Here is a 22,976-nt window from a genome sequence, read left to right on the forward strand (position 1 = left end):
TCACTCGCCCTGTTCCGGACGCTCCTCCAGTGCCTGCCGCAGGATCTCCGCCACGTCCTCGCGGCTGACCCGCCTGGCGTCGATCTCGACGGCCGGGCCGTGCTCGTGCCGGACGGTCAGTTTCACGTCGCTGCGGCGCGGCTGGGTGATCCAGGCGCGCAGACAGGAGGCGAGCACGGTGAGCGGACCGCCCGCGCCGAGCAGGACGGAGACCGTGTCCAGCGGGGCGCCCAGCTGGCCCTCGGCCGGGGCGCCACCGGTCAGCCGGACCTTGCCGGCCAGCGCCGGCTCGCCTCTGAGCCAGTCGGTCAGGGACTCGGCGTCCGTGACCGGGGCGGGGCTCAGGACGGAGATGATCGCAGTTGCCACGGATTCCCCCGATGCGTGGACGGCCCGTGCCCGAGACCCGCACGGGCCGTGGCGGGCAACGGTGTTGACCTTGACGGCCAGTGTAGGGCCGGGACAGCGGAACGTGACCCGGTCAGTACGGGCGGCGACGGGGCCGGGTGAACGTGCGGGCCACGCAGGACGGGATCACCGTGCTCTCCTCGTGGTCCCGGGCCCGGTACGCGCTCGGCGTCTCCCCGACCAGCTCGGTGAACCGCGAACTGAAGGACCCGAGGGACGTACAGCCGACGGCCATGCACACCTCCGTCACGGTGAGGTCCCCGCGCCGCAGCAGTGCCTTGGCCCGTTCGACCCGCCGGGTCATGAGGTAGCTGTACGGCGTCTCCCCGAAGGCCTTGCGGAAGCTGCGCTGGAAATGTCCCGGGGACATGAGGGCCGTCCGTGCGAGCTCGGTCATGTCGAGCGGCTCGGCGTACTCGCGGTCCATGCGGTCGCGCGCCCGGCGCAGCCGCCGCAGGTCCTCCAGGGTCATGGCCTCAGCATGGCATGCACATCCCGCAGGCGGACCGGGTCTGTTCTTGAGGCTTCGTTCGCCTCCGGTTCTCGCGCAATTGGCTCGTACTTGTTTGCATTAAGGAATGGACCACATCACGTTCCTCGTGGCGGTCGTGATCGTCACTGCGCTGGCTTTCGACTTCACCAACGGGTTCCATGACACGGCGAACGCGATGGCCACGTCCATCGCGACCGGAGCGCTCAAACCGAAGACAGCCGTTCTGATCAGCGGTGTGCTGAACCTGGCCGGAGCCTTCCTCTCGACGGAGGTCGCCAGGACGATCTCCGGCGGCATCGTCGACGACGCCAAGGTGACCCCGGCGATGATCTTCGCGGGGCTGGTGGGGGCGATCCTCTGGAATCTGCTGACCTGGCTGGTCGGACTGCCCTCCAGCTCCTCACACGCCCTGTTCGGGGGACTGATCGGTGCCGTGTGGGTCGGTGCCGGCTCCGGCGCGGTCAACTTCGACAAGGTTCTTGAGAAGATCATCATCCCGGCGTTCGCCTCACCGGTGGTCGCGGGCGTCGCCGCGCTGATCGCGACGTACTGCGCCTACAAACTCACCGCCCGCGGCCGCGAGGGTTCGGTGACCAAGGGCTTCCGGCTCGGACAGATCGGCTCGGCCTCGCTGGTCTCGCTCGCGCACGGCACCAACGACGCCCAGAAGACCATGGGCATCATCACCCTGACCCTGATCTCCGTCGGCGCGCTCCCGGGCGACGCCGGGCCGCCGATCTGGGTGATCTTCAGCGCAGGTCTCGCCATCGCCCTCGGCACCTACATCGGCGGCTGGCGGATCATCCGCACCATGGGCAAGGGCCTGACGGAGATCCAGTCCCCGCAGGGCTTCGCGGCGGAGACCGCCTCCACGGCCGTCATCCTGACCTCGGCCCACATGGGCTTCGCCCTGTCCACCACGCAGGTCGCCTCCGGTTCCATCCTCGGCGCGGGTCTCGGCCGACGGCTCGCGGAGGTCCGCTGGGGCATCGCCGGCCGCATGGTGGCCGCCTGGCTGATCACCCTGCCCTGTGCGGCGCTGGTCGGCGGCATCTCCGCGGCCACGGTCAAGCACGGCGGCAACTTCGGCACGGTCGTGGTCGCGCTGGTCGGCGCCGCGCTCGCGGCGGGCATCGTCCTGCTGTCGCGTCGCAACCCGATCGACGCGAAGAACGTCAACGACGGTCACGAGGTCGCCATCCGCACCACGCCCCCGTCCAACGTCGGCACTGCCGCCTGAGTGAGGGAGTTCCCATGAACATCGACTGGACCGCACTCGGCGAGGTCACCGCGGTGAGCATCGGAGTTACATTCGCCGTGGTGGTCGTCTTCGCCTTCGGCGTCCTCGGGCTCGCCCGCTACGAGGCGGCCAAGGAGCACGGCGGCACCAGCACCGTGGGCGCCGCCCAGGCCGGGCTGTGCTTCCTGGCCTGCGCGGCGGTGGTGGCGTACGGCATCTACCTGATCGTCCCGCAGTTCCACTGACCCACCGACCCACAAGCCGCTGAGGAGGACTGGATGACGACGCCGGACCTGCTGTCCGACCTGGCCGACCTGAAGGTCGACTACAGCGACCCGGACGATCCCGTACTCATCCGCCCGGACGGATCACCGATCGACACCTGGCGGGAGAACTACCCGTACCCGCAGCGCATGGAGCGCAAGGAGTACGAGTGGCACAAGCGGCTCCAGCAGATCGAACTGCTGAAGCTGCAGACCTGGATCAAGGAGACCGGACGCCGGATCGTCATCGTCTTCGAGGGACGGGACGCGGCCGGCAAGGGCGGCACCATCAAGCGCTTCACGGAGCACCTGAACCCCCGTGGCGCGCGGGTGGTGGCGCTGGAGAAGCCCTCCGAACGCGAGAGCGGCCAGTGGTACTTCCAGCGCTACGTCGAGCACCTTCCGACGGCCGGTGAGATCGTCCTCTTCGACCGGTCCTGGTACAACCGGGCCGGTGTCGAGCGGGTCATGGGCTTCTGTTCGGAGGACGAGTACCGGCGCTTCATGCGGCAGGCCCCGCTGTTCGAGCGGATGCTCGTGGACGACGGGGTGGACCTGGTCAAGTTCTGGTTCTCGGTCTCGCAGAGCGAGCAGCGGACCCGCTTCACCATCCGCCAGGTCGACCCGGTACGGCAGTGGAAGCTCAGCCCGATGGACCTGGCCTCGCTGGCCCGCTGGGACGACTACACGGCCGCGAAGGTCGCGATGTTCCGGGCGACGGACACCGAGTACGCCCCCTGGACGGTGGTCAAGAGCAACGACAAGAAGCGGGCCCGGGTCGAGGCCATGCGCAGCGTCCTGGCCCGCTTCGACTACGCCAACAAGGACGAGGAGGTCGTCGGCAGCCCGGACCCGCGGGTCGTGGGCGCGGCGGCGGGCCTCCTGGAGGCCGGCGAGGACGACCACCGTTAGCACCGACGCCGAGGGGGCCGGCCGGATCCCCGGCCGGCCCCCTTGCTCGTGGAACCGGCGGAACACGGCCGCGCCGGTTCCACGAACGGTTTCCGTCCGGTCGCCGCCTCAGTCGGCCATGGTGTCCTCGATCTCCGCGCGCAACCGCTTCTGCTCCCGCGCGCCCAGCGAGGCGCCGTCGGTGACGTGCAGGGCCCAGGGGGTCGCGCAGGGGCCCTCGTGGTCCGGGTCCGGGCAGATCGTCTCGACGAAGCGGTCGGTGAGGGCGTCCACCTGCTCCGAGGTGGCCTCCAGGGCGATGACCACTTTCCAGAGCCGAGGCGCGTCGTTCATGGCGGCCCTTCCGTGACGGGGGAAAGACGACCGCACCCGGTCCGCCGTGGTCGCCGTGGGTGGCGGCCTGCGGGCCGGGTGCGGGGAGGGGGACCGGAAGGTCAGGCCTTCTTGGTCTCCCAGAAGATCTTGTCGATCTCGGCGATGAGCTCCAGGGCCTTCTCGCCGGTCTTCGGGTCCGTGGACGCCTTGGCGGCGGACAGGGCCTTCAGGGTGTCGTTCACCAGCACGTGCAGCTGGGGGTACTTCTCGAAGTGCGGGGGCTTGAAGTAGTCGCTCCAGAGCACCGACACGTGGTGCTTGGCAAGCTCGGCGCGCTGCTCCTTGATGACGGTGGCGCGAGCCTGGAAGTGCGGGTCGTCGTTGGCGGCCATCTTCTCCTGCACGGCCTTCACCGACTCCGCCTCGATGCGGGCCTGGGCCGGGTCGTACACACCGCAGGGCAGGTCGCAGTGCGCGCTGACCTTGACCTTGGGGGCAAACAGGCGGGAAAGCATGGAGCATTCCTTCCTCGTGATCGTCTTCTCAGGTGGGACATTACTCCCTGGGAAGCCTGAATTCGCGAGTGCCCCCATGGGCTTAGGACAAAAGTCCAGGGTCAGACTGACACTGGTGGAGGAACGGACCGGGGAGGTGCCGGCGATGCCGGAGCTGTCGCAGGAGACCGAGCGGGGGAGGGGCGCCGCGCCCTTCGGGCTGGCCGAGGTGACCGGCCCCTCGATGGTGCCCACGCTGTACCAGGGGGATCAGCTCCTGGTGCGGTACGGGGCCCGGGTGAGGGCCGGTGACGTCGTCGTCCTGCGCCACCCCTTCCAGCAGGACCTGCTGGTCGTCAAGCGGGCCGTGGAGCTGCGCGAGGGCGGCTGGTGGGTGCTCGGGGACAACGCGTACGCGGGCGGGGACAGCACCGACTACGGGACCGTGCCCGAGGAGCTGATCCTCGGCCGTGCCCTGTTCCGCTGGCGGCCGCTCAGGGCCGGTCAGCGTTCGCCGCTGGCACTGGCGCGCTGGGCGCTCTCGGCGGCCCGCCCGGTGCTCGCCGAGCGTTCGGGCCGGCCCGGCCGGTCCGCCTCCAGGCGTTTGCGGGCCCGGTAGGCGGCCACGTTGGCGCGGGTCGCGCAGCGGTCCGAGCAGTAGCGCCGGGAGCGGTTGGTGGAGGTGTCGAGGTAGGCGTTGCGGCACGGCGCCGCCTCGCACAGGCCGAGCCGGTCGACGCCGTACTCGGTGAGATGGAAGGCCAGGCCCATCGCCGCGATCGCCGCATAGCCCGCGGTGGCGTTGGAGGGGTGGTCGGCCAGGTGCATGTGCCACAGCGGGCGGTCGTCCTCGTCCCGGTGGTCGTGGCCGGAGATCTGCGGGGAGACCGGGAATTCGAGCAGCAGGGAGTTCAGCAGGTCGACCGCCAGGGTCTCGTCGCCCTGGTCGGCGGCCTCGAAGACCGCGCGCAGCCGGGCCCGTACCGAGCGGAAGCGGGTGACATCGGCGTCGGTGGTGCGGCGGGCCGCCGACGCGTTGACCCCGAAGAGGTCGCGGACGGCCTCGACCGAGGTCAGGGAGTCCTTGCCCCGGGCCGGTTCCTCGCTGTTCACGAGTCGGACGGCGTAATCCGAGTAATAGGCCAGTTCCACTTGTAGTCCTTACGGGGGTGTTCTACGGTCAGTGGTGCGGTCGGGTAACAGCCGGTCGTGCTTCCAGGGTATTACGGGACTTGTGCGGCGGAGGGTTGCCATGACGGATGCGCAGACGACCACGACCGGGACCGACTGGCGGGCCTGGCAGGAGAGCTGGGACCGGCAGCAGGAGTGGTACATGCCCGACCGGGAGGAACGCTTCCGGATCATGCTCGACATGGTCGAGGCGCTCGTCGGTACGGCCCCGCGGGTCCTCGACCTCGCGTGCGGCACCGGCAGCATCACCGCCCGGCTGCTGAGCCGCTTCCCGGCGGCGGTGAGCGTCGGCGTCGACCTCGACCCGGCCCTCCTCGCCATCGCCGAGGGCACCTTCGCGGGCGACGAGCGGGCCGTGTTCGTCACCGCCGACCTCAAGGACCCCGACTGGCGCACGAAACTGCCGTACGACTCCTACGACGCCGTCCTGACCGCCACGGCCCTGCACTGGCTGCACAGCGAACCCCTCGCGGCCCTCTACGGTCAGGTCGCGGAACTCGTCCGCGACGGCGGTGTCTTCATGAACGCGGACCACATGATCGACGACAGCACGCCCCGGATCAACGCGGCCGAACGGGCGCAGCGGCATCTGCGGATGGATCAGGCCAAGGAGGCGGGGGCGCTCGACTGGGCCGAGTGGTGGCAGCTGGCCGCGCGGGACCCGGCACTGGCCGCGCCGACGGCCCGCCGGTTCGAGATCTACGGCGAGCACGCGGACGGCGACATGCCCCCGGCGGCCTGGCACGCGCGGGTGCTGCGGGAGAAGGGCTTCGGGGAGGCCCGGGCGGTGTGGTGCTCGCCTTCGGACACCCTGCTGCTGGCCGTTCGGTAGACAGCGCGAAGGGGCGGTACGAGAGCCTCGTACCGCCCCTTCGGTGGTCGCGGGCGCGGGTCCCTACAGCACCTTCGACAGGAACGACTTCGTCCGGTCGTGCTGCGGGTTGGTCAGGACGTCGCGCGGGTGGCCGGACTCGACCACCACACCGTCGTCCATGAAGACCAGGCTGTCGCCGACCTCGCGGGCGAAGCCCATCTCATGGGTGACGACGATCATCGTCATGCCGTCCTCGGCCAGGTCCCGCATCACGTCCAGGACCTCGCCGACCAGCTCCGGGTCGAGCGCCGAGGTCGGCTCGTCGAAGAGCATCAGCTTCGGCTGCATGGCCAGCGCGCGGGCGATCGCCACGCGCTGCTGCTGGCCGCCGGAGAGCTGCGCCGGGTAGTGGCCCTTGCGGTCGCCGAGGCCCACCCGGTCCAGGAGCCGCTCCGCGCGCTCCCGGGCCACCGCCCGGGACTCGCGCTTGACCTGGACCGGCGCCTCCATGACGTTCTCCAGCGCCGTCATGTGCGGGAAGAGGTTGAAGCGCTGGAACACCATGCCGATGTCCCGTCGCTGCGCCGCGACCTCCTTCTCCTTCAGCTCGTAGAGCCTGTCGCCCTGCTGGCGGTAGCCGACCAGGTGGCCGTCGACGTAGAGCCGGCCGGCACTGATCTTCTCGAGGTGGTTGATGCACCTGAGGAACGTGGACTTGCCGGAACCGGACGGACCGATCAGGCAGAACACCTCGCGCGGCAGCACCTCCAGGTCGATGCCCTTGAGGATGTGCGCGAGACCGAAGGACTTGTGCACGCCCTCGGCCTTGACCATCGGCGCGCCGCTGCTCGGCGGGGTGATGTCCTTGGCGAGACCGGTCATCGGGCCACCTCCGGGCGGCGGAAGGAACCGAACAGTCGGAGGTTCTTCCGCAGACGCTGGAACGGCGTCGGCGGCAGGTTGCGCGTCGAACCGCGGGCGTAGCGGCGCTCCAGGTAGTACTGGCCGACGCTGAAGACGCTGGTGAGGATCAGGTACCAGATCGACGCGACGAAGTACATCTCCACGATCGCCAGCGAGGTGCTGGAGATGTCCTGGGCGCGCTTGATCAGTTCGTTGAACTGCACCGCGTACGCCAGCGACGAGGTCTTGAGCATGTTGATGAACTCGTTGCCGGTCGGCGGCACGATCACGCGCATCGCCTGCGGCAGGATCACCCGGCGCAGCGTCTGGCCGCTGGTCATGCCGAGCGCGTGCGAGGCCTCGGTCTGGCCCTCGTCCACCGACTGGATGCCGGCCCGGACGATCTCCGACATGTAGGCGGCCTCGTTCAGACCCAGACCCAGCAGCGCCGCCAGGAACGGCGTCATGACCTGGTTCATCTCGTCCTTGTAGAACCCCAGGTTGAGGATGGGGAACACGAGGGACAGGTTGTACCAGAGCAGCAGCTGCACCAGCACCGGAGTACCGCGGAAGAACCAGACGTACAGCCAGCCCACGGTGCTGGTGACCGGGTTCGTGGACATCCGCATCACCGCGAGGACGATGCCGAGGACCAGACCCAGGACCATCGCGAGCACCGAGATGTACAGCGTGTGCCAGACACCGGACAGGATCGTGCCGTCCGTGAGGTAGTCCGGGATGATGCCGTAGTTGATGTTCGCGTTGGAGAAGGCGATACCGATCAGCACCAGGACGGCGATGACGGCGGCGCCGGCCACCCAACGGCCGTAGTGGCGCACCGGGATGGCCTTGATCTGCTCCGGCGGCACCGACGGCGCCGGAGTCTTGTCGACCGTGTCAGTCACAGTGACAGCCCTTCAGTCTTGCCCGGGTGCTCAGGAGCCGCCGTTGATCTTCGACTCGGTGACCCCGCCCTGCGTGACGTTCCACTTCGCCAGGATCTTCCCGTACTCGCCGTTCTTGACGATCGCGTCGAGGGCGGCCTGGAGGGCGTCCCGCAGCTGGGTGTTCTCCTTGGTGACGGCGATGCCGTAGGGGCCGGCCTCGATCTGGTCGCCGACGACCTCGAAGTCCTTGCCGCCGCCCGAGGTCTTGGCGTTGTAGGCCGCGACCGGGAAGTCGTTCAGGTCGGCGACGGACGCGCCCTGCTTCAGGCGGAGCAGCGCCTCGGGGTCGGTGTCGAAGGTCTGCAGGGTGATGGCCTTCTTGCCGTCCTTCGTACACTTCGTGCTCTGCGCCTTGGCGATGCCCTCGGACGTGGTGCCCTGCTGCAGGGCGACGACCTTGCCGCACAGGTCGTCCAGGGACTTGATGCCCTTCGGGTTGCCCTTCTGGACGAGGATCGAGGTGCCGGCGGTGAAGTAGTCGACGAAGTCGACGCCGTTGCCGACCTTCTTGCCGGTGTCGGAGTCGATGCCGTTCTGGCGGTCCTTGGTGTCGTTCATCGCCGACATCACCATGTCGAACCGCTTGGACTGCAGGCCCACGATCAGCTGGGCGAACTTGCCGTTCTGGAAGTCGAACTTCACGCCGAGCTGCTTGCCCAGCGCGTCCGCGATGTCGGGGTCGACGCCGACGGCCTTGCCGCCCTCCATGTACTCGACCGGCGGGTAGGCGATGTCCGAGCCCACCTTGATCACACCGGCCTTGCGGATGCTGTCCGGCAGCTTGCTCGCCAGCGGGGCCGAGGACGAGGAGGAGCCGGTGTCGCTCCCCTTGTCGGTCTGGTCACCGCAGCCGGTGAGGATCAGGGCGCCTGCGACCGCGATCGCACCGAACGCTGCGGTCCTGGAGCGCGCGACACTGGTACGACGGGTGGAGCTAGCGGTCATGGTGGGTTCCTCCGGCGGTGGGTTGAACAAGCCGATATACCGATGTGCCTGATATGTCGATATGCCGATGGGTCGACGGAAACACACACCATCGGGTGTCGCGACCTCGTGGGTTTACGGCATCCTGCCATTGGGATTGCCCCATTCAGGCGTGTCACCATGTCAAAATCGGATAACGGGTGACCCCCGTGACACGTCGGGCCGGGCCTCCCCCGACCCGCCGCCCCGCACATCTGCGGGAATCCGGCCTTCCGGCCGGAAGATCTTCGGTTCACCGCCGGTTCATCCCCGGCCGTACCCCGGGCCGTCTGCCGGTCACTCGCACCGCTCATCTGTCGGTTGCCTACGACATCCGTGATGTGACCTTGCGCCTATTCGACTCGTCGCGGGCGCGGTCCGTCCGGTAAGAAGGTTCTTTACACCCCTCATCCGGGGCTCCAGGGCGCGTGTGCGGCGCGCCCGTCGTGCAGGTGCCCGTACGTGCCACTCGTACGTATCAGTCATCGGGTCCTGCGCGGTGCCCGTCCACTTCCTCACCGGAAGTGGCCGACCCTCAACCATGCATACCTAAGGGGTAAGACAAGTGGCAGCGGAGATCGTCAATCCTCGCAGCGACAGCACGCCGGGCAGTTCGGACCAGGACGGCGGGGCCGAGCCCCTCGACTCCTTCGATCCGGCGTTCGCGCTCCACCGCGGCGGCAAGATGGCCGTGCAGGCCACCGTGCCGATCCGCGACAAGGACGACCTTTCCCTCGCGTACACGCCCGGAGTCGCGCGCGTGTGCACCGCGATCGCGGAACAGCCCGAGCTGGTCAACGACTACACATGGAAGTCGTCCGTCGTGGCCGTCGTCACCGACGGTACGGCCGTGCTCGGACTCGGGGACATCGGCCCCGAGGCCTCCCTCCCCGTGATGGAGGGCAAAGCGATCCTCTTCAAGCAGTTCGGCGGCGTGGACGCGGTCCCGATCGCCCTCGCCTGCACCGACGTCGACGAGATCGTGGAGACCGTCGTCCGGCTCGCCCCCTCCTTCGGCGGGGTCAACCTGGAGGACATCTCGGCACCGCGGTGCTTCGAGGTCGAGCGCAGGCTCCAGGAGCGGCTGGACATCCCGGTCTTCCACGACGACCAGCACGGTACGGCCGTCGTGACGCTGGCGGCGCTGCGGAACGCGGCACGGCTCAGCCGCCGGGAGATCGGCCAGCTGCGGGCGGTGATCTCCGGCGCCGGCGCGGCCGGGGTCGCCATCGCCAAGATGCTGGTCGAGGCCGGCATCGGGGACGTCGCCCTGACCGACCGCAGGGGCATCATCTCGGCGGACCGTGAGGACCTCACCGCCGTCAAGCGCGAGGTCGCCGGGTTCACCAACAAGGCCGGGCTCAAGGGCACCCTGGAGGACGCGCTGGCCGGCGCCGACGTCTTCATCGGCGTCTCCGGCGGTACGGTCCCCGAGGAGGCCGTCGCCTCCATGGCCGAAGGCGCGTTCGTGTTCGCCATGGCCAACCCGAACCCGGAGGTGCACCCCGACGTCGCCCACAAGTACGCGGCGGTCGTCGCCACCGGGCGGTCGGACTTCCCGAACCAGATCAACAACGTGCTGGCGTTCCCCGGCATCTTCGCGGGCGCGCTCCAGGTGCGGGCCTCCCGGATCACCGAGGGGATGAAGATCGCCGCGGCGGAGGCGCTGGCGTCGGTCGTCGGTGACGATCTCGCGGCGGACTACGTCATCCCGTCGCCGTTCGACGAGCGGGTCGCCCCGGCGGTGACCGCGGCGGTGGCCGCGGCCGCACGCGCCGAAGGCGTTGCCCGGCGCTGACGTTGCCCCGAATGGCCCCGCCCGGGAGGGCGGGGCCATTTTTCTTCCGGCCACCCCTCCGTTCGGGTGTTCACGAGGTGACCGCCGCCCCGCAGCCGCGCAAGAGGGGATGTGTCACAGCGGCCCCCGGTTTCGCCCCCGGCCCCGGGAACCTATCGTCGGCGCTATGTTCGCCGTCTACGCCGCCCGAATCGACCGCGACCAGCCGCTCTCCGGCCTCGAGTTGGGGGATCGTCCCGCCCCCGAGGCCCGCCCCGGCTGGAGTACCGTCGACGTCCGCGCCGCCTCCCTCAACCATCACGACCTCTGGTCCCTGCGCGGCGTCGGCCTCCCGGAGGACCGGCTGCCGATGATCCTCGGCTGTGACGCCGCCGGTGTCGACGCGGACGGCAACGAGGTCGTCCTGCACTCCGTGATCGGGCAGAGCGGCCACGGGGTCGGGCCGGACGAACCCCGCTCCATCCTCACCGAGCGCTACCAGGGCACCTTCGCCGAGCGGGTCGCCGTACCCACCTGGAACATCCTGCCCAAGCCCAGGGAGCTGTCCTTCGCGGAGGCCGCCTGCCTGCCCACCGCCTGGCTGACGGCGTACCGGATGCTGTTCACCAACGCGGGCGTCCGTCCCGGTGACTCGGTCCTCGTGCAGGGCGCGGGCGGCGGGGTCGCCACCGCCGCCATCGTGCTCGGCAAGGCCGCGGGGCTGCGGATCTTCGCCACCAGCCGGGACGAGGCGAAGCGCAAGCGGGCCCTGGAACTGGGCGCCGTCGAGGCGGTGGAACCGGGCGCCCGGCTGCCGCAGCGCGTGGACGCCGTGATCGAGACCGTCGGCGCCGCCACCTGGTCCCACTCGGTGAAGTCGCTGCGGCCCGGCGGCACCATCGTCATCTCCGGCGCGACCAGCGGCGACCGGCCCTCGCACGCCGAGCTGACCAGGATCTTCTTCCTGGAACTGAAGGTCGTGGGCTCGACCATGGGGACCAAGGACGAGCTGGAGGACCTGCTCGCCTTCTGCGCCGCCACCGGCGTACGCCCCGTCATCGACGAACTGCTCCCGCTCGACCGCGCCCGCGAGGGCTTCCAGCGGCTGGAGTCCGGCGACCAGTTCGGGAAGATCGTCCTGACCAACTCCTGACCCGCTCCTGAGCCGGGACGCAGGGAGAGGGAGCCGAGAGACGGGTGGCAGGGGAGAGGGACGGCGACGCTCCCCGGCTCCCTCCCCGGCGCTTCTCAGGGCTTCGGGCCGCGCAGCAGCGTTCCGATGCGGGCCGCGGCCGTCGACAGGTGGCGGCGGGTGTCGTCGAGCTGCTCCGCGGTGACTCCGTGGTCGCGGGCCGCGTCGCGGATGTCGTCGCGGAAGCGGTCCAGGAGCCGGTCGAGGTCGCGCGCCGGATCGCCGGTGCCGGTCCCGTCGCCGTGCGCCCACTCGGGGACGTACTGCGCCGGGAAGTCCTCCGGGGTCTCGGTGTACTCGGGTGCCGGCTTGCGGAGGTCCGGGCCCGGTCCGGGCTGCGGCTCGGTACGGCCCCCGAAGCCGAACTCCTTGCCGAACCCCTTGCCGTAGTCCTTTCCGAACTCGCCCAACTCCTTGGCGAGTTCGGTGAGGCCCTCGCGAACCCCCGTCGGCCAGTCACCGCGCGCGAAGTGGTCCTGGACCTGCTCCTGCACCCGGTGGGCGATGCGCTGCATCTCCTCCTGGGCCTGCGCACGCGCCCGGGCCTGGGCCTCCTGGGCCTGCCGGCGCGCCCGCTGGGCCTCGTCACGCGCCCGGCGGCTCTCGTCCTTGGCACGGCGGGCCTGCTCCTTCCACTCCTGCTTGACGCGCCGCATCTCCTCCTTGGCGGCCCGCCAGGACTCCTTGTCGCCGAGGTCGCCGAACTCCCCGGCCCCGGCTCCCGTCCCGCTGCCGCGCCGGGCCTCGGAGGCGGCCGCCCGGACCTCGCGGCGCAGATCGCCTGCCGCGCCTCGGACGTCGGCCCTTATCTCGGCGGCCAGTTCGGCCACCGACTCGCGGATCTCCAGCTCCAGGTCCGCCAACTCGCCGCTGCGGTCCGCCAGTTCGGCGCGGCCGGCGTCGGTGATGGCGTACACCTTGCGGCCGCCCTCAGTGGTGTGTGTGACCAGGCCCTCGGCCTCCAGCTTGGCGAGGCGGGGGTAGACGGTGCCTGCCGACGGGGCGTACAGGCCCTGGAAGCGTTCTTCGAGCAGCCGGATCACCTCGTAGCCGTGGCGCGGAGCCTCGTCCAGGAGCTTGAGCAGGTAGAGACGCAGGCGGCCGTGGGCGAAGACGGGAGGCATGTCAGAGCACCTTCTTGTCGGTCGTACCGTCTGCCGGGGGTGCGGACCCTTCGGGCCCGGGTTCGGGGTCCGGGCCGGACTCCCAGGCCGTCTTCTCGTCGTCCTCCTTGGGCGGGCGGCGCAGCAGGGCGATGGAGCCGGAGACCGTGGTGGCGCGGAGCTTGCCGTTGCCCGCGCCGAGGCGGCCGGTGATCTTGTGGGCGCCCCACTGGCCGTGCACCCGCAGTCCGTCGAAGGCGTTGGAGATCGTGCCGCTGGCGGTGTTGGCCTCGACCTCGGCGTCGGCCGGATGCGGCAGCCGGATGGCGATCTCACCGGAGACGCTGGTCAGCCGGACGTCCGTCGGACCGTCCGGGTCCAGGTCGATGATCATGGAGCCGCTGACCGAGTCGGCGCGCACGGCGGAGCCCGAGCCCTCGACGACGGTCAGGTCTCCGGAGACGGAGTTGAACCGCAGGTCACCGGTGACGGCCTGGGCCTCCAGGTTCCCGGAGACGGTGTCCGCCCGGACCTCGCCGGCGAGACCGACCAGGGTGGTGTCACCGGTGACGCCCTTGACCACGGACGTGCCGCTGATCCCGGAGACGACGGCGGCGGCGCCCACCACGCCCACCTCCACGCGGGTGTCCGCCGGGACGGCGAGCGAGACGACCGCGCTGCGTCGCCAGCCTTTGCGGTCGAGCCACTTGAGGAAGCCCTTCCACGGCAGGTCGTCGTAGGCCACCGTGAGGGTGCCGTCCCGGTGCGTGACGATCAGGGGCGGCCCTTCGATCTCGGAGACTTCCAGGCGGGCGGAACCCTCGTCCGTGCCCACGACGTTGACTGTTCCGTTGACGATGCGCACGTGCAGATCGCTCACGGGGGTGTCGAAGGTGAGCTTCCTGGGCTCAGCGACGGACCACTCGGACATGGTGCGGACCTCCCTCGGCCGGGCATGGCGGCTGGATGCGGACGCGCATGCACGGCTCGCGCCATATCGCGTCTTCCATAAACACGATATATCGTGGCCGGTGGAAGTCAAGGCGCTCTTCTGGGTGACGAGCCGGGCGCGCAATTGACCTTCGTCCGGCCGTAAACGCCTCATATCAGGCGACAAGCGGGCACATTGCCTACCGTGTGTCCATGCCGACCGATGAATCCCCGGCCGTGTCCCGGTTCGCGCACACCCCCGCGCCGGGTGCCCTGCTGCTGTGCCGGACCGATCCGGGCTCCGTCGCGCCGCTCGCCCCTCTCCTGCGGGAACGGATGCTGCTGACCCCGGCCGGCGACTGGAGCGTCCTCGTCCCCGAGGACGCGCCGTGGCTGCGCGGGTGCGAGCCCGTCGACCGGGTCCTGACCGGCTGGGCCACCACGCTCGCCGTGGGCTCCGGGTGGCCGGTCCTGGCGCTGTGGTGGGATGCCGACCGGGCCGGCTGCACCCTCGCGTCCGGCTTCCGGCGCCCGGTCGGATACGTATGGCTCGCCGACGGCACGCCCGCGGGCGAGGACGAGGAGTTGCGCGCCCTCGCCGCCCGGCTGGGCCTCGACCCGGTTGCCGACGTGGAGGCGCTGGACCGGCTGACCGTGCCGGAGCCGGGGGCCGACGCGTGTGCGCGCCTGCGCGGGCTGATCGAGGTCCTCACGCGCGCGGGGGTGCACCTGCGGGACGGGCTGGCGCCGGGCGAGCCGCCCGGACGTCTCCGGGAGGCGGCCGGCGCCGGGGCCGACGTGAGGCATGTCGAGGACACCGGGGGCGACGGCGGGGCGCGGGGAGGGACGGCGCCGGCGCATCGGCTGGCCGTGGCCGAGCTGGCCGTCGGGGTGCCGGTCGCCGCCTGGGGGGTGAGGCGGCGCAGCGCGGGGTGGGCCGTGGCGGGGGCGGTGCTGACGGTGCACGGGGTGCTGGAGCTGTCGTACGAGACGATGTTTCCGCGGGACTGACCGGGACTGACCGGGACTGACCGCGCGCGGCGGGGGCTGACCGGGAACGGACGCGACCGACCGGGACCGACCGGGACAGGCGCGCGGGGTCCGCCGCGCAGTTCCCCGCGCCTCCGGCCGGGCGCGCGCCCCCGCCGCGGACCTACTCCTCGTCCTCGTCGTCCAGCCGGGCCAGCCAGGTGGCCAGGCGCTCCACCGGGACCTCGAAGTCGGGGTTCAGGTCGACGAAGGTGCGGAGCTGTTCCGCGAGCCACTCGAAGGTGATCTCTTCCTCGCCGCGCCGCTTCTCCAGTTCCTCGATGCCTCGGTCGGTGAAGTACATGGGTCGCTCTCCTGCGTGCAAAGTGTGGACGCCCGGTGATGGGCGCCTCCCAGCCTAGGCCGACCGCAAAGGTGTGCCGTCGGTGACGGGTAGGGCTCGGCTCCGCAGGGAAGGACTCTTTCCCCGTGGATTGAATCGGCGATGTGTTCCCGTGCGGGAAGAGCGGGAAACCACGAACGGTACGGCGTAGGGAGCACACGGGGCTCGGGGGAACGGGGGAGCGGAATGGAGCGGGACGCTACGCGGATAGCGCGGGTGCGGCTGCCGGACGGCACACCGGTGTGGGCACGGATCTCGGGCGCCGAGGAACTGGCCGTGCCGACAGGGGAGTTGTCGTACACGGACACCGGTCTCACCGAGCGCGTGGAAGCGACCGTCGAGAGCCTGAACTCGCTGGTCGGCGGAGTCGCGCGGTCGCTCGCCGAGCCGTTGCGGGCGGTACGGCCCGATGAGGTGAGCGTCGAGTTCGGTATCGAGCTGACCGCGAAGGCCGGCAAGGTGGTCGGGCTGCTCGCGGACGGGGAGGCGAAGGCGGCCGTCACCGTGACCCTGACCTGGCACGGGGGCGGCCCGCCCGACCCGGAAGCCGGTCACGCGGACTCCGCGGGCACTCCAGCGGGCGCATCCGGCGGCGCCCCGGTGCACGGGGGCGCCCGCCGGGCCGGGGCCGGGGGCGCGGAATGACGGAAGGGCACGACGGGGGCGCATCCGGCGGCTGGGATCCGGCCCACCATGCGCTGCGTGACCTCGTGATGGCGGCCACCGTACGCATCCATCGCACAGGTGTCGGGTATGCCCCCGAGGAGTCCGGGGAGTTCCTCGGCAGTGGCTTCTTCATCGCACCTAACTGGGTGCTGACCTGCGCCCATGTGATCGACGGCGGGGAAGGGGGCGAGGTCACGGTGGTCTATCAGCCCGGTCCTTTCGAGGAGCCCTGCGCGGTACCCGGCAAGGTCGCCGCGACCCTCCCCGAGCACGTGGACCGCCCCGTCCCCAGCAGCTGGCCCGCCCCGGACCTGGCGCTCGTCCGGTTGCGCGAGCCGGTGGACCACGACTGCGTCTACGTCTCCGAGCGGCCGATGCCGCACTACGCCGCGGGCCGCGTCTTCTACGCCGGCTGGACCTCCTTCCAGGGCCGGCCGGAGATCCTCGACGGCTTCCTCACCGTGCACGGCACCATCGGCGGCTGGTCGTCGGGCGTCCAGATGCGCGTCGGGGAGAACGACCTGCCGCCCGGCGTCTCCGGCGGACCGGTGATCGACCCGGTGCGCGGCGAGGTCGTCGGCGTCCTCAAGTCACGCGCGGCGGGCGGAACGGGGGGGACGTCGATCGGGATCGAGCGGCTGCGCACCCTGCCCACGGCGCCGGGCGACCGGCGGCACGACCTGTACCGGCACGGGCTGCGCCACCACGACCCGTACCAGCACGACCTCTACCAGGCGGTCTGCCATGCGCACGACCGCTACCACCGCGACCGCCAGCAGCCCACCGACTCCGGGCGCCCCACCTGGACCGACCTCCAGGCCGACCTCGGGACCCGCCCGGGCCGCACGCTGAGTCCCAACGAGCGGGTGGAGCTGCTCGGCCGGCTCGCCGATCTGCCGCCGCCGGAGAGCACCCGCGGCCTGCTCGACATCCTGCACTCGCTGCCGAACTTCCGGCTGCCGAACCTGTCGCCCGCGCCGCGCGGCTGGCGGGACGGCCTCGGCGCGCTGTACGAGAACGTGCGCAACGACGGCGCGCTCCGGCTGGTCGCCGAGTACGCGATGCGGGTCATGACCGCGGAGCGCCCGGTCACGCCCTTCGTGCTGGACGCCGAGCAGGCCCTGTGGGAGTGGGTCAAGCAGGCCGCGACCCGGCTGGACAGCGAGTACCGCAGCGAGCTGGCCCGAAGGCGCGCCCAGCACCTCGGTGACCGGCTGCGCGAGCGCAACGGGCGCGACCGGGGCGAGCACCGGGTGGCGGGAGCGGCGGGGGAGCACGGGCGGGAGCATCCGCAGGGCGCCGCGCGCGCCCAAACCGTCCTGCTAGAGGTGGAGCATCTGGCCTGGAACCGCGGTCACTGCGACTGGTCGGTCGCGGTGGTGCGGGGCGACGGCGAGGCGACCCGGCTGGACGACGGGCAGGGTGCCCCGCTGGCCGACCTCGCCGCCCGGGTCGCCGAGCCGCTCGCCGAGGCCTTCCGCCGCTGTGACGGGCCCGGCCGGCCGGTGCCGCTGCACGCCGCCCTGCCGCATCTGCTGCTCGACCTTCCGGTGGACGAGTGGCGGCTGCGCCCCGGTGCCGACCCGCTGGGCGTCGAACGGCCGGTCGTGGTCCGCTGCAAGGACCGCGACCAGCTGCCGGAGGAGGACGGCTGGTACGGCGGTGACCTGCCCGGCGACGGATCCTGCGGCGACGGGCCGCCCGACGACGAGGAGGAGGCTGCCCGTCGTGACCGCTGGCAGCGGGTGCACGCCGGGCGCGAGCGGGCCGAGACCCGGGCCAGGGCCGACATTCTGGACTGCGACGACGCGGTGCGCCGGCCGGTGTCGGACGTGGCCGCGCTGCGCGAGCTCGCGCCCGGGACCGTCCCGGTGCTGTGCCGGCAGGGCGACCGGCGCTACCCGGACGACGCCACCGCACTCGGCCGGATCGTCAGGGCCGGGTACGGGGTGGTGCTGTGGCGTCGCTGGAGCCGGCAGAGCGACTCCGTGTGCGGGGAGTTCCATCGAGGCACCCGGATGACCGTCTACGGCGTGGACGGAGCCTGGGAGCTGCCCGAGTCCGTACACACGCTGCGCAAACAGGTGCGCGAGGGGCTCACGGAGGCGTTCTGGGCCAAGGGCATCGCTCTCCTGTACGACGATCCGCATCAACCCCTGCCCGGTACGGGTGACCTGCTTCAGGCGCCGTGAACTCGCGCGCCCTGTGTGAGGCCCTTACGGGGCCTGGTGAAGGTCGATAACGTGAGGCACGTTCGATGGCTGCCGTGGGGACCGGACGGACGAGTGACGACGAGGACCGGACATGACCGAATCCAGTGAGTGGCTCATCTACCGAGGCGCCGGCGAACCCCACGACGGCATGAACAGGCTGCCCCCGCCGCCTCCTTGGCGGGACTTCTCCGGCCGGAGCGCCGAGGGCGGCGGCGACGGCGGTGACGGCTCCCGGGACCGAAGGCTCGGCGCCAACCGGCATCTGGCCGAGCTGCACCGGCCCGGCGCCGAGGAGCTGGAGATGATCAACGCGGCGCTGTACCTGCGCCGGCCGCTCCTGGTCACCGGCAGTCCCGGGGCGGGCAAGAGCACCCTGGCGCACTCGGTGGCCTACGAACTCGGCCTGGGCGACGTGCTGCGCTGGTCCATCGTGAGCCGCTCCACGCTCCAGGACGGCCTCTACCACTACGACGCCATCGCCCGGCTCCAGGATGTCCAGATCGCCGCGCAGGGCGGGTACGGCGCGGCCGGCGGCACCCCGGGTGCCGTGGAGGCGATCGGCAGTTATGTCCGCCTCGGGCCGCTCGGCACGGCCCTGCTGCCTTCCGACACGCCGCGAGTGCTGCTGATCGACGAGCTCGACAAGAGCGACATCGATCTGCCCAACGACCTGCTGAACGTGCTGGAGGAGGGGGAGTTCGAGATCCCCGAACTCCAGCGCATCGCCGACCGGCTGCCCAACGGCGAGGCCGAGGTGCTCACCGCCGACGGCGTCAAGGTCCGGATCCGCGACGGCCGGGTGCGCTGCCGGGCCTTCCCGTTCGTGGTCCTCACCAGCAACGGCGAACGGGACTTCCCGGCCCCGCTGATGCGCCGCTGCATCCATCTCCGGCTGGACCGCCCGGACCACAACCGGCTCGCCACGTTCGTCCGCGCCCACCTCGGCGACGAGGCGGCCCGCGCGGGAGACGACCTGATCGGCCGCTTCCTGGAGCGCTCCCGCAGCGAACTTCTCGCCGCCGACCAGCTGCTGAACGCCATCTACCTCACCGACGCGGCGGCCCCGCCCAGCCGCGACCGGCTCGCCGACCTGCTCATCCAGCGGCTCGACCGCCCGAGGTGAGCCGCTGATGCCGGACGCAGCGCCCCGACACGGCCCCCTTCCACCCGGCCCGGACCTGCCCGGCGCCGACGGCGACCCGCTGGCCGAACTCGTCCGCAGGCTGCGGGAGGTCGGGCTCGACCCGGACACCGAGGGGCTCAGCGACGCCCTCTGGCTGGCCCGGTGGACGCGGCCCGCCGGCGAGGCACCGGCGCAGGCGGTTCCCGGACCCGCGGGCGGCCCGCGGAGGGGAACCGCCGTACCGCCGAAGGGCCCGACGGGCGACACCCCGTCCGCGGACGCCGGGGGCCGGACGGCGCGGCCGGCACCGGTAGCCCCCGGGCCGGGCGGAGCCGATCGCCGGGCCTCCCTGTACCCCGTGCCGCAGCAGCACGGCGGCGGGCACGGTGGGCGGACCGGCCGGGTCACCGGACTGCCGGTCGGCGTGCCCGCGGCCCCCGCGCTGCCCGCGCCACTCGAACTCCAGCGCGCTTTACGGCCGTTGCAGGCCTACCGGAGCGCCGCACCGCCGTTGCGCACCGAACTGGACGAGACGCGGACCGCCGAGCACAGCGCACGTGCGGGCGGCCTGATCCTGCCCGTGTACCGCGCGGTGACCCGGGGCGACGCCCGGCTGCAACTGGTTCTCGAGGCCTCTCCGTCGATGCGGGTCTGGGACCGGATGTTCACCGAACTGGTCCAGGTGTTCGGCCAGTTGGGTGCCTTCGGGGACATCCAGATCAGCCATCTGCACGCCGGCCCCGACGGCGAGCCGGCGGTCAGTCGCAGTGCGGACGTGCACGCGGCCCCGCTGCACACCGCCGACCGCCTCAGCGACCCGACCGGGCGCCGGATCACCGTCCTGATCAGCGACTGCGCCGGACCGCTGTGGCACAGCGGTCGCGCGCACCGGCTGCTGCACCACCTGTCCCGGCAGGCGCCGGCCGCCGTGCTGCAGCCGTTGCCGCAGCGGATGTGGAGCCGGACCCGGCTGCCCGTCACCTACGGCGAGCTGAGCCGCGGCGAGACGCTGGGCGGCGCCACCGCGCTGCGGGTGCGCACCCCGGCCGGTGCCGTGGCCAGTGGCCCACGGGGTGCCGTGCCGGTGCCGGTGCTGCCGCCCGAGCCGGTGGCGCTCGGGGCGTGGGCGAGGCTGCTGTCCGGGGCCGGCGCCGGACCGGTGGCGGGCGCGGTGGGATGGGTGCGCGCGGACCAGTCGCCCGCGCCGCCCGTACGGGCGGGGCGGGTGCCGTCGCCGGTCGAGCGGGTCAGCAGGTTCCAGTCGGTCGCCTCTCCGAGCGCCGGCCGGCTCGCCGTCTACCTGGCCGCCGCCCCGCTCTGTCTGCCCGTGATGCAGCTGGTCCAGCGGACCATGCTGCCCGACTCCGGCCCCTCCGAACTCGCCGAGGTGCTGCTCGGCGGCCTGGTCACCCGGGCCCGCGAGGGCCACGCCGATCAGCACGCGGACGGCACCCAGTGGTACGAGATGGACCCCGAGGTCCAGGAGGGGCTGCTCTCCGCGCTCGGCCGGGACGAGGCACTGCTCGTCCTCAAGCACTGCTCCGAGTACATCGAGCAGCGCTTCGGCAAGGGCGGCCCCAACTTCCCGGCCCTCGCCCTCGCCCAGCTCGGTGACGGCGGTTCCGGACGGCCGTACACCCCGCCGGGCACCGGCTACCCGGCGCGCAACGGCGACAACGGCGACAACGCAGACGCGACCCTGGTCCCGCAGCCTTTCGCCGAGGTGGCGGCCCGCGTACTGGAGCGCTTCATGCCGCTGCCCGAACAGTTCCGCCTCTACGGCAGTCGCGACACCGCCGTACGACCGGGTGAACACCGCACCCACCAGGCGGTGGACCGGGCCCGTGCCCTGCTCGCCCGGTTCGACGCCGAGGGCATGGTGCAGGACCTGATCGACGCCGTGCAGCTGCTGCGCGGCGCCACCGAGCACGAGGAGCCGGTGGGGGCGGACCCGGAGCTGTGGGCGCAGTACGCCCACTGCACGCTGCGCCTGTGGGAGGTGCAGGGCGGCGCCGATCTGCTGCGCGAGGCCGAGGAGGCGGCGGAGCGGGCCGTGGCCCACCCGCACGCCCGGCGTGAACGGGCAGTCCTGGCCGGGGTGCTGCGGGCCGCCGCCGGCGACCGCAGGCGGCACGGTGACCGGACCGGCGCCCTCGACCTGCTGCGCCGCGCCGACCGGGAGTACGCCGTGGCCTGCGGCGCCCCCGACCTCGAACAGCCGGAGGCGCTGCGGCTGACGCTGGAGCGGGTCGGCGCGCTGGAGGCGCAGTGGAGCCTGGGCGGCGACAGCGCGCTGCTGCAGAGCGCCGTCGGCATGCTGGAGGCGTTCGCCGACGCCTGGCCGGACCGTCGGCACCGGCCGCCCGAACTGCCGCGCGCCCACGGCCGGATCCTGCTGCGCCTGTCGGACGCGACGACCGACCCGGAGCAGGCCCGGGGCTACGCGGAACAGGCCTCCCGCTCGTTGCGCGACGCCCTGGAGACCGCTCCCGAGGCCCCGGACCGGGTCGGGGTACGGCTCGACCTGGTGGACGCCCTGCTGCGCGCGGGTGCCCCTCTGGACGAGGCCCAGGACCTGATCGACGAGGCCCTGGCGGTCACCCGCAGGCGCGGCCGGCGGGCCGCCCTGCACCTGCGGGCGGGGCGTGTCAGGGTCGCCCGGTACACCGAGACCGGTGACCCGCGCGAACTCCAGGAGGCGGCCACCGCGTTCGCGAGCGCGGCGGCCGAGTTGCCCCGGGACGATCCCGAGTACTCCCAGATCCTCGCCGAGTGGGGCGAGGCGCTGCTGCGCCGGGCCGACTCGGAGACCGGCGACCGCGCGTGGGCGCCGCTGTCGCAGGCGATCCGGGTGCTGCGGGACTGCCGCCGGGAGACCTCCACGGGGAACCGGGAGCTGGGACTGCGGCTGCTGCTGCTCGGCCGGGCCCTGATCCTGCGGTACCGGCTGCGCGGCGACCGCGTCGATCTCCGGGAGGCCGAGTACCTCTTCGGGCTCGCGGCGGACGAGGCGGACGAGGCGGGGGCCCCGATGCTGGCCGCCCGCTGCCGCCTGGAGCTGGGCCAGGCCCAGTACGAGGCCTTTCGCAGCCTGGGCCGTCCGACCCGGCTCGACGAGGCGATGGACGCGTTCCGTCTCGCCGCCGAGTCCGCCCGGGAGGCGGAGGGCGGGGCCCGCACCGAACGCCGCCGTCAGGAAGCCGTGGTGCTGGGCGCGCAGGCCCACCACTGGCGGGGTATGTCCTATGAGGCGGCCGCCCGTCCACGGGCCGCGCGCGAGGCCTACCGGGCCGCCCGGGCGGAGTGGTCGAAGCTGCCGGAGGGCACGCTGGTCCCGGGGGAGCCGACCGCCGGCGACTCGGCGGAGCGGCTCGCCGCGTTGGAGTGAGCGCTGACGATGGAGAGGAACGGGGACATGAGCCGACAGGACGACACGGAGCGGGTACCGGGCGGACCGACGGCCGGTGAGCCGCTGCCGGAACTGCTGGAGCTGGATCTGGAGGAGCTGAGGACGGTCCGGCACCCGGTCCTGCACGAGGTGCTGGAGGGCCTGCGGGAGCGGGCGGACCGGCCGGGCGAGATGCTCTGGGGGTTCAACAGCGCGATGTGAGCCACCTGGCGCAGAGAAAGGCGGTTCCGTTCGGTCAAATAAAGACA

Annotated in this window: 24 protein-coding genes; 13 read left to right on the plus strand and 11 right to left on the minus strand. The window is 71.9% G+C overall.

Annotated elements, in window-relative coordinates; translation table 11 throughout:
• Positions 1–369, minus strand: coding sequence for an effector-associated constant component EACC1 (locus ACZ4O3_RS05045; protein ID WP_362725597.1), 369 nt, complete (start codon positions 367–369; stop codon positions 1–3).
• Positions 370–481: 112 nt separating this feature from the next.
• Positions 482–880: a helix-turn-helix transcriptional regulator gene (locus ACZ4O3_RS05050; protein ID WP_362725594.1), complete on the minus strand. Its 399-nt coding sequence runs from the start codon at positions 878–880 to the stop codon at positions 482–484.
• A 106-nt stretch (positions 881–986) separates the two neighbouring features.
• On the opposite strand from ACZ4O3_RS05050, the gene ACZ4O3_RS05055 reads away from it, so the two are divergent.
• From ACZ4O3_RS05055 to ppk2, 3 genes are read left to right on the plus strand one after another with little or no spacing between them, the layout of a single operon-like run.
• Positions 987–2,141, plus strand: coding sequence for an inorganic phosphate transporter (locus ACZ4O3_RS05055; protein ID WP_362725591.1), 1,155 nt, complete (start codon positions 987–989; stop codon positions 2,139–2,141).
• Between the two features lie 14 nt (positions 2,142–2,155).
• Positions 2,156–2,386 (plus strand): hypothetical protein, encoded by a 231-nt coding sequence (locus ACZ4O3_RS05060; RefSeq protein WP_384991453.1) that lies wholly within the window; start codon positions 2,156–2,158, stop codon positions 2,384–2,386.
• 33 nt (positions 2,387–2,419) lie between these two features.
• On the plus strand, positions 2,420–3,316 hold the full coding sequence (ppk2, locus tag ACZ4O3_RS05065; protein ID WP_467721198.1) for a polyphosphate kinase 2: 897 nt from the start codon (positions 2,420–2,422) through the stop codon (positions 3,314–3,316).
• Positions 3,317–3,424: 108 nt separating this feature from the next.
• On the opposite strand, the gene ACZ4O3_RS05070 is transcribed toward ppk2, so the two are convergent.
• On the minus strand, positions 3,425–3,649 hold the full coding sequence (locus tag ACZ4O3_RS05070) for a hypothetical protein (protein WP_362723757.1): 225 nt from the start codon (positions 3,647–3,649) through the stop codon (positions 3,425–3,427).
• 101 nt (positions 3,650–3,750) lie between these two features.
• Entirely contained in the window at positions 3,751–4,146 is a 396-nt protein-coding gene (gene sodN / locus ACZ4O3_RS05075; protein WP_055634112.1) for a superoxide dismutase, Ni, read from the minus strand.
• 145 nt (positions 4,147–4,291) lie between these two features.
• Here sodN and sodX point away from each other — a divergent pair, with 145 nt between their 5' ends.
• Positions 4,292–4,744 (plus strand): nickel-type superoxide dismutase maturation protease, encoded by a 453-nt coding sequence (gene sodX, locus ACZ4O3_RS05080; RefSeq protein ID WP_384991524.1) that lies wholly within the window; start codon positions 4,292–4,294, stop codon positions 4,742–4,744.
• Here sodX and ACZ4O3_RS05085 read toward each other — a convergent pair.
• On the minus strand, positions 4,630–5,277 hold the full coding sequence (locus tag ACZ4O3_RS05085; protein ID WP_384991459.1) for a CGNR zinc finger domain-containing protein: 648 nt from the start codon (positions 5,275–5,277) through the stop codon (positions 4,630–4,632). The genes sodX and ACZ4O3_RS05085 overlap by 115 nt on opposite strands.
• Before the next feature lie 100 nt (positions 5,278–5,377).
• Here ACZ4O3_RS05085 and ACZ4O3_RS05090 point away from each other — a divergent pair, with 100 nt between their 5' ends.
• Positions 5,378–6,148, plus strand: coding sequence for a class I SAM-dependent methyltransferase (locus ACZ4O3_RS05090; protein WP_362720210.1), 771 nt, complete (start codon positions 5,378–5,380; stop codon positions 6,146–6,148).
• A gap of 63 nt (positions 6,149–6,211) precedes the next feature.
• Here the strand turns inward: ACZ4O3_RS05090 and ACZ4O3_RS05095 are convergent, their stop codons facing one another.
• From ACZ4O3_RS05095 to ACZ4O3_RS05105, 3 genes are read right to left on the minus strand one after another with little or no spacing between them, the layout of a single operon-like run.
• Positions 6,212–7,012, minus strand: coding sequence for an amino acid ABC transporter ATP-binding protein (locus ACZ4O3_RS05095; protein ID WP_362720212.1), 801 nt, complete (start codon positions 7,010–7,012; stop codon positions 6,212–6,214).
• A complete protein-coding gene (locus tag ACZ4O3_RS05100; protein ID WP_362720214.1) occupies positions 7,009–7,938 on the minus strand; it encodes an amino acid ABC transporter permease in 930 nt (309 codons plus the stop codon). The genes ACZ4O3_RS05095 and ACZ4O3_RS05100 overlap by 4 nt, the downstream gene beginning before the upstream one ends.
• A gap of 30 nt (positions 7,939–7,968) precedes the next feature.
• Positions 7,969–8,925: an ABC transporter substrate-binding protein gene (locus ACZ4O3_RS05105; RefSeq protein WP_362720217.1), complete on the minus strand. Its 957-nt coding sequence runs from the start codon at positions 8,923–8,925 to the stop codon at positions 7,969–7,971.
• Between the two features lie 583 nt (positions 8,926–9,508).
• Here ACZ4O3_RS05105 and ACZ4O3_RS05110 point away from each other — a divergent pair.
• Positions 9,509–10,741, plus strand: a complete 1,233-nt coding sequence (locus ACZ4O3_RS05110) for an NAD(P)-dependent malic enzyme (protein WP_362720220.1) — start codon at positions 9,509–9,511, stop codon at positions 10,739–10,741.
• Between the two features lie 166 nt (positions 10,742–10,907).
• Positions 10,908–11,873: a zinc-binding dehydrogenase gene (locus ACZ4O3_RS05115; protein ID WP_362720223.1), complete on the plus strand. Its 966-nt coding sequence runs from the start codon at positions 10,908–10,910 to the stop codon at positions 11,871–11,873.
• Between the two features lie 95 nt (positions 11,874–11,968).
• On the opposite strand, the gene ACZ4O3_RS05120 is transcribed toward ACZ4O3_RS05115, so the two are convergent.
• Together ACZ4O3_RS05120 and ACZ4O3_RS05125 are read right to left on the minus strand one after the other, a co-directional pair.
• Complete coding sequence (locus ACZ4O3_RS05120) at positions 11,969–13,036, minus strand: PadR family transcriptional regulator (protein ID WP_467721199.1); 1,068 nt, start codon at positions 13,034–13,036, stop codon at positions 11,969–11,971.
• Position 13,037: 1 nt separating this feature from the next.
• Positions 13,038–13,946 (minus strand): DUF4097 family beta strand repeat-containing protein, encoded by a 909-nt coding sequence (locus tag ACZ4O3_RS05125; RefSeq protein ID WP_362720225.1) that lies wholly within the window; start codon positions 13,944–13,946, stop codon positions 13,038–13,040.
• A 212-nt stretch (positions 13,947–14,158) separates the two neighbouring features.
• Between ACZ4O3_RS05125 and ACZ4O3_RS05130 the strand changes: the two genes are divergently transcribed.
• A complete protein-coding gene (locus tag ACZ4O3_RS05130; RefSeq protein ID WP_467721200.1) occupies positions 14,159–14,956 on the plus strand; it encodes a hypothetical protein in 798 nt (265 codons plus the stop codon).
• A gap of 142 nt (positions 14,957–15,098) precedes the next feature.
• Here the strand turns inward: ACZ4O3_RS05130 and ACZ4O3_RS05135 are convergent, their stop codons facing one another.
• Complete coding sequence (locus ACZ4O3_RS05135) at positions 15,099–15,278, minus strand: DUF6104 family protein (protein ID WP_152776632.1); 180 nt, start codon at positions 15,276–15,278, stop codon at positions 15,099–15,101.
• Positions 15,279–15,503: 225 nt separating this feature from the next.
• Here ACZ4O3_RS05135 and ACZ4O3_RS05140 point away from each other — a divergent pair, with 225 nt between their 5' ends.
• From ACZ4O3_RS05140 to fxsA, 5 genes are all read left to right on the plus strand, one after another.
• A complete protein-coding gene (locus ACZ4O3_RS05140) occupies positions 15,504–15,962 on the plus strand; it encodes a CU044_2847 family protein (protein ID WP_362729983.1) in 459 nt (152 codons plus the stop codon).
• Positions 15,959–18,175: a VMAP-C domain-containing protein gene (locus ACZ4O3_RS05145; protein WP_467721201.1), complete on the plus strand. Its 2,217-nt coding sequence runs from the start codon at positions 15,959–15,961 to the stop codon at positions 18,173–18,175. The genes ACZ4O3_RS05140 and ACZ4O3_RS05145 overlap by 4 nt, the downstream gene beginning before the upstream one ends.
• Before the next feature lie 112 nt (positions 18,176–18,287).
• Positions 18,288–19,319: an AAA family ATPase gene (locus tag ACZ4O3_RS05150; RefSeq protein ID WP_384991483.1), complete on the plus strand. Its 1,032-nt coding sequence runs from the start codon at positions 18,288–18,290 to the stop codon at positions 19,317–19,319.
• A 7-nt stretch (positions 19,320–19,326) separates the two neighbouring features.
• Positions 19,327–22,707 (plus strand): SAV_2336 N-terminal domain-related protein, encoded by a 3,381-nt coding sequence (locus tag ACZ4O3_RS05155; RefSeq protein ID WP_467721202.1) that lies wholly within the window; start codon positions 19,327–19,329, stop codon positions 22,705–22,707.
• A 27-nt stretch (positions 22,708–22,734) separates the two neighbouring features.
• A complete protein-coding gene (gene fxsA / locus ACZ4O3_RS05160; RefSeq protein ID WP_362731874.1) occupies positions 22,735–22,929 on the plus strand; it encodes an FxSxx-COOH cyclophane-containing RiPP peptide in 195 nt (64 codons plus the stop codon).
• Positions 22,930–22,976: the final 47 nt, after the last annotated feature.

The sequence above is a fragment of the Streptomyces sp. NPDC026515 genome (genome assembly GCF_055567595.1).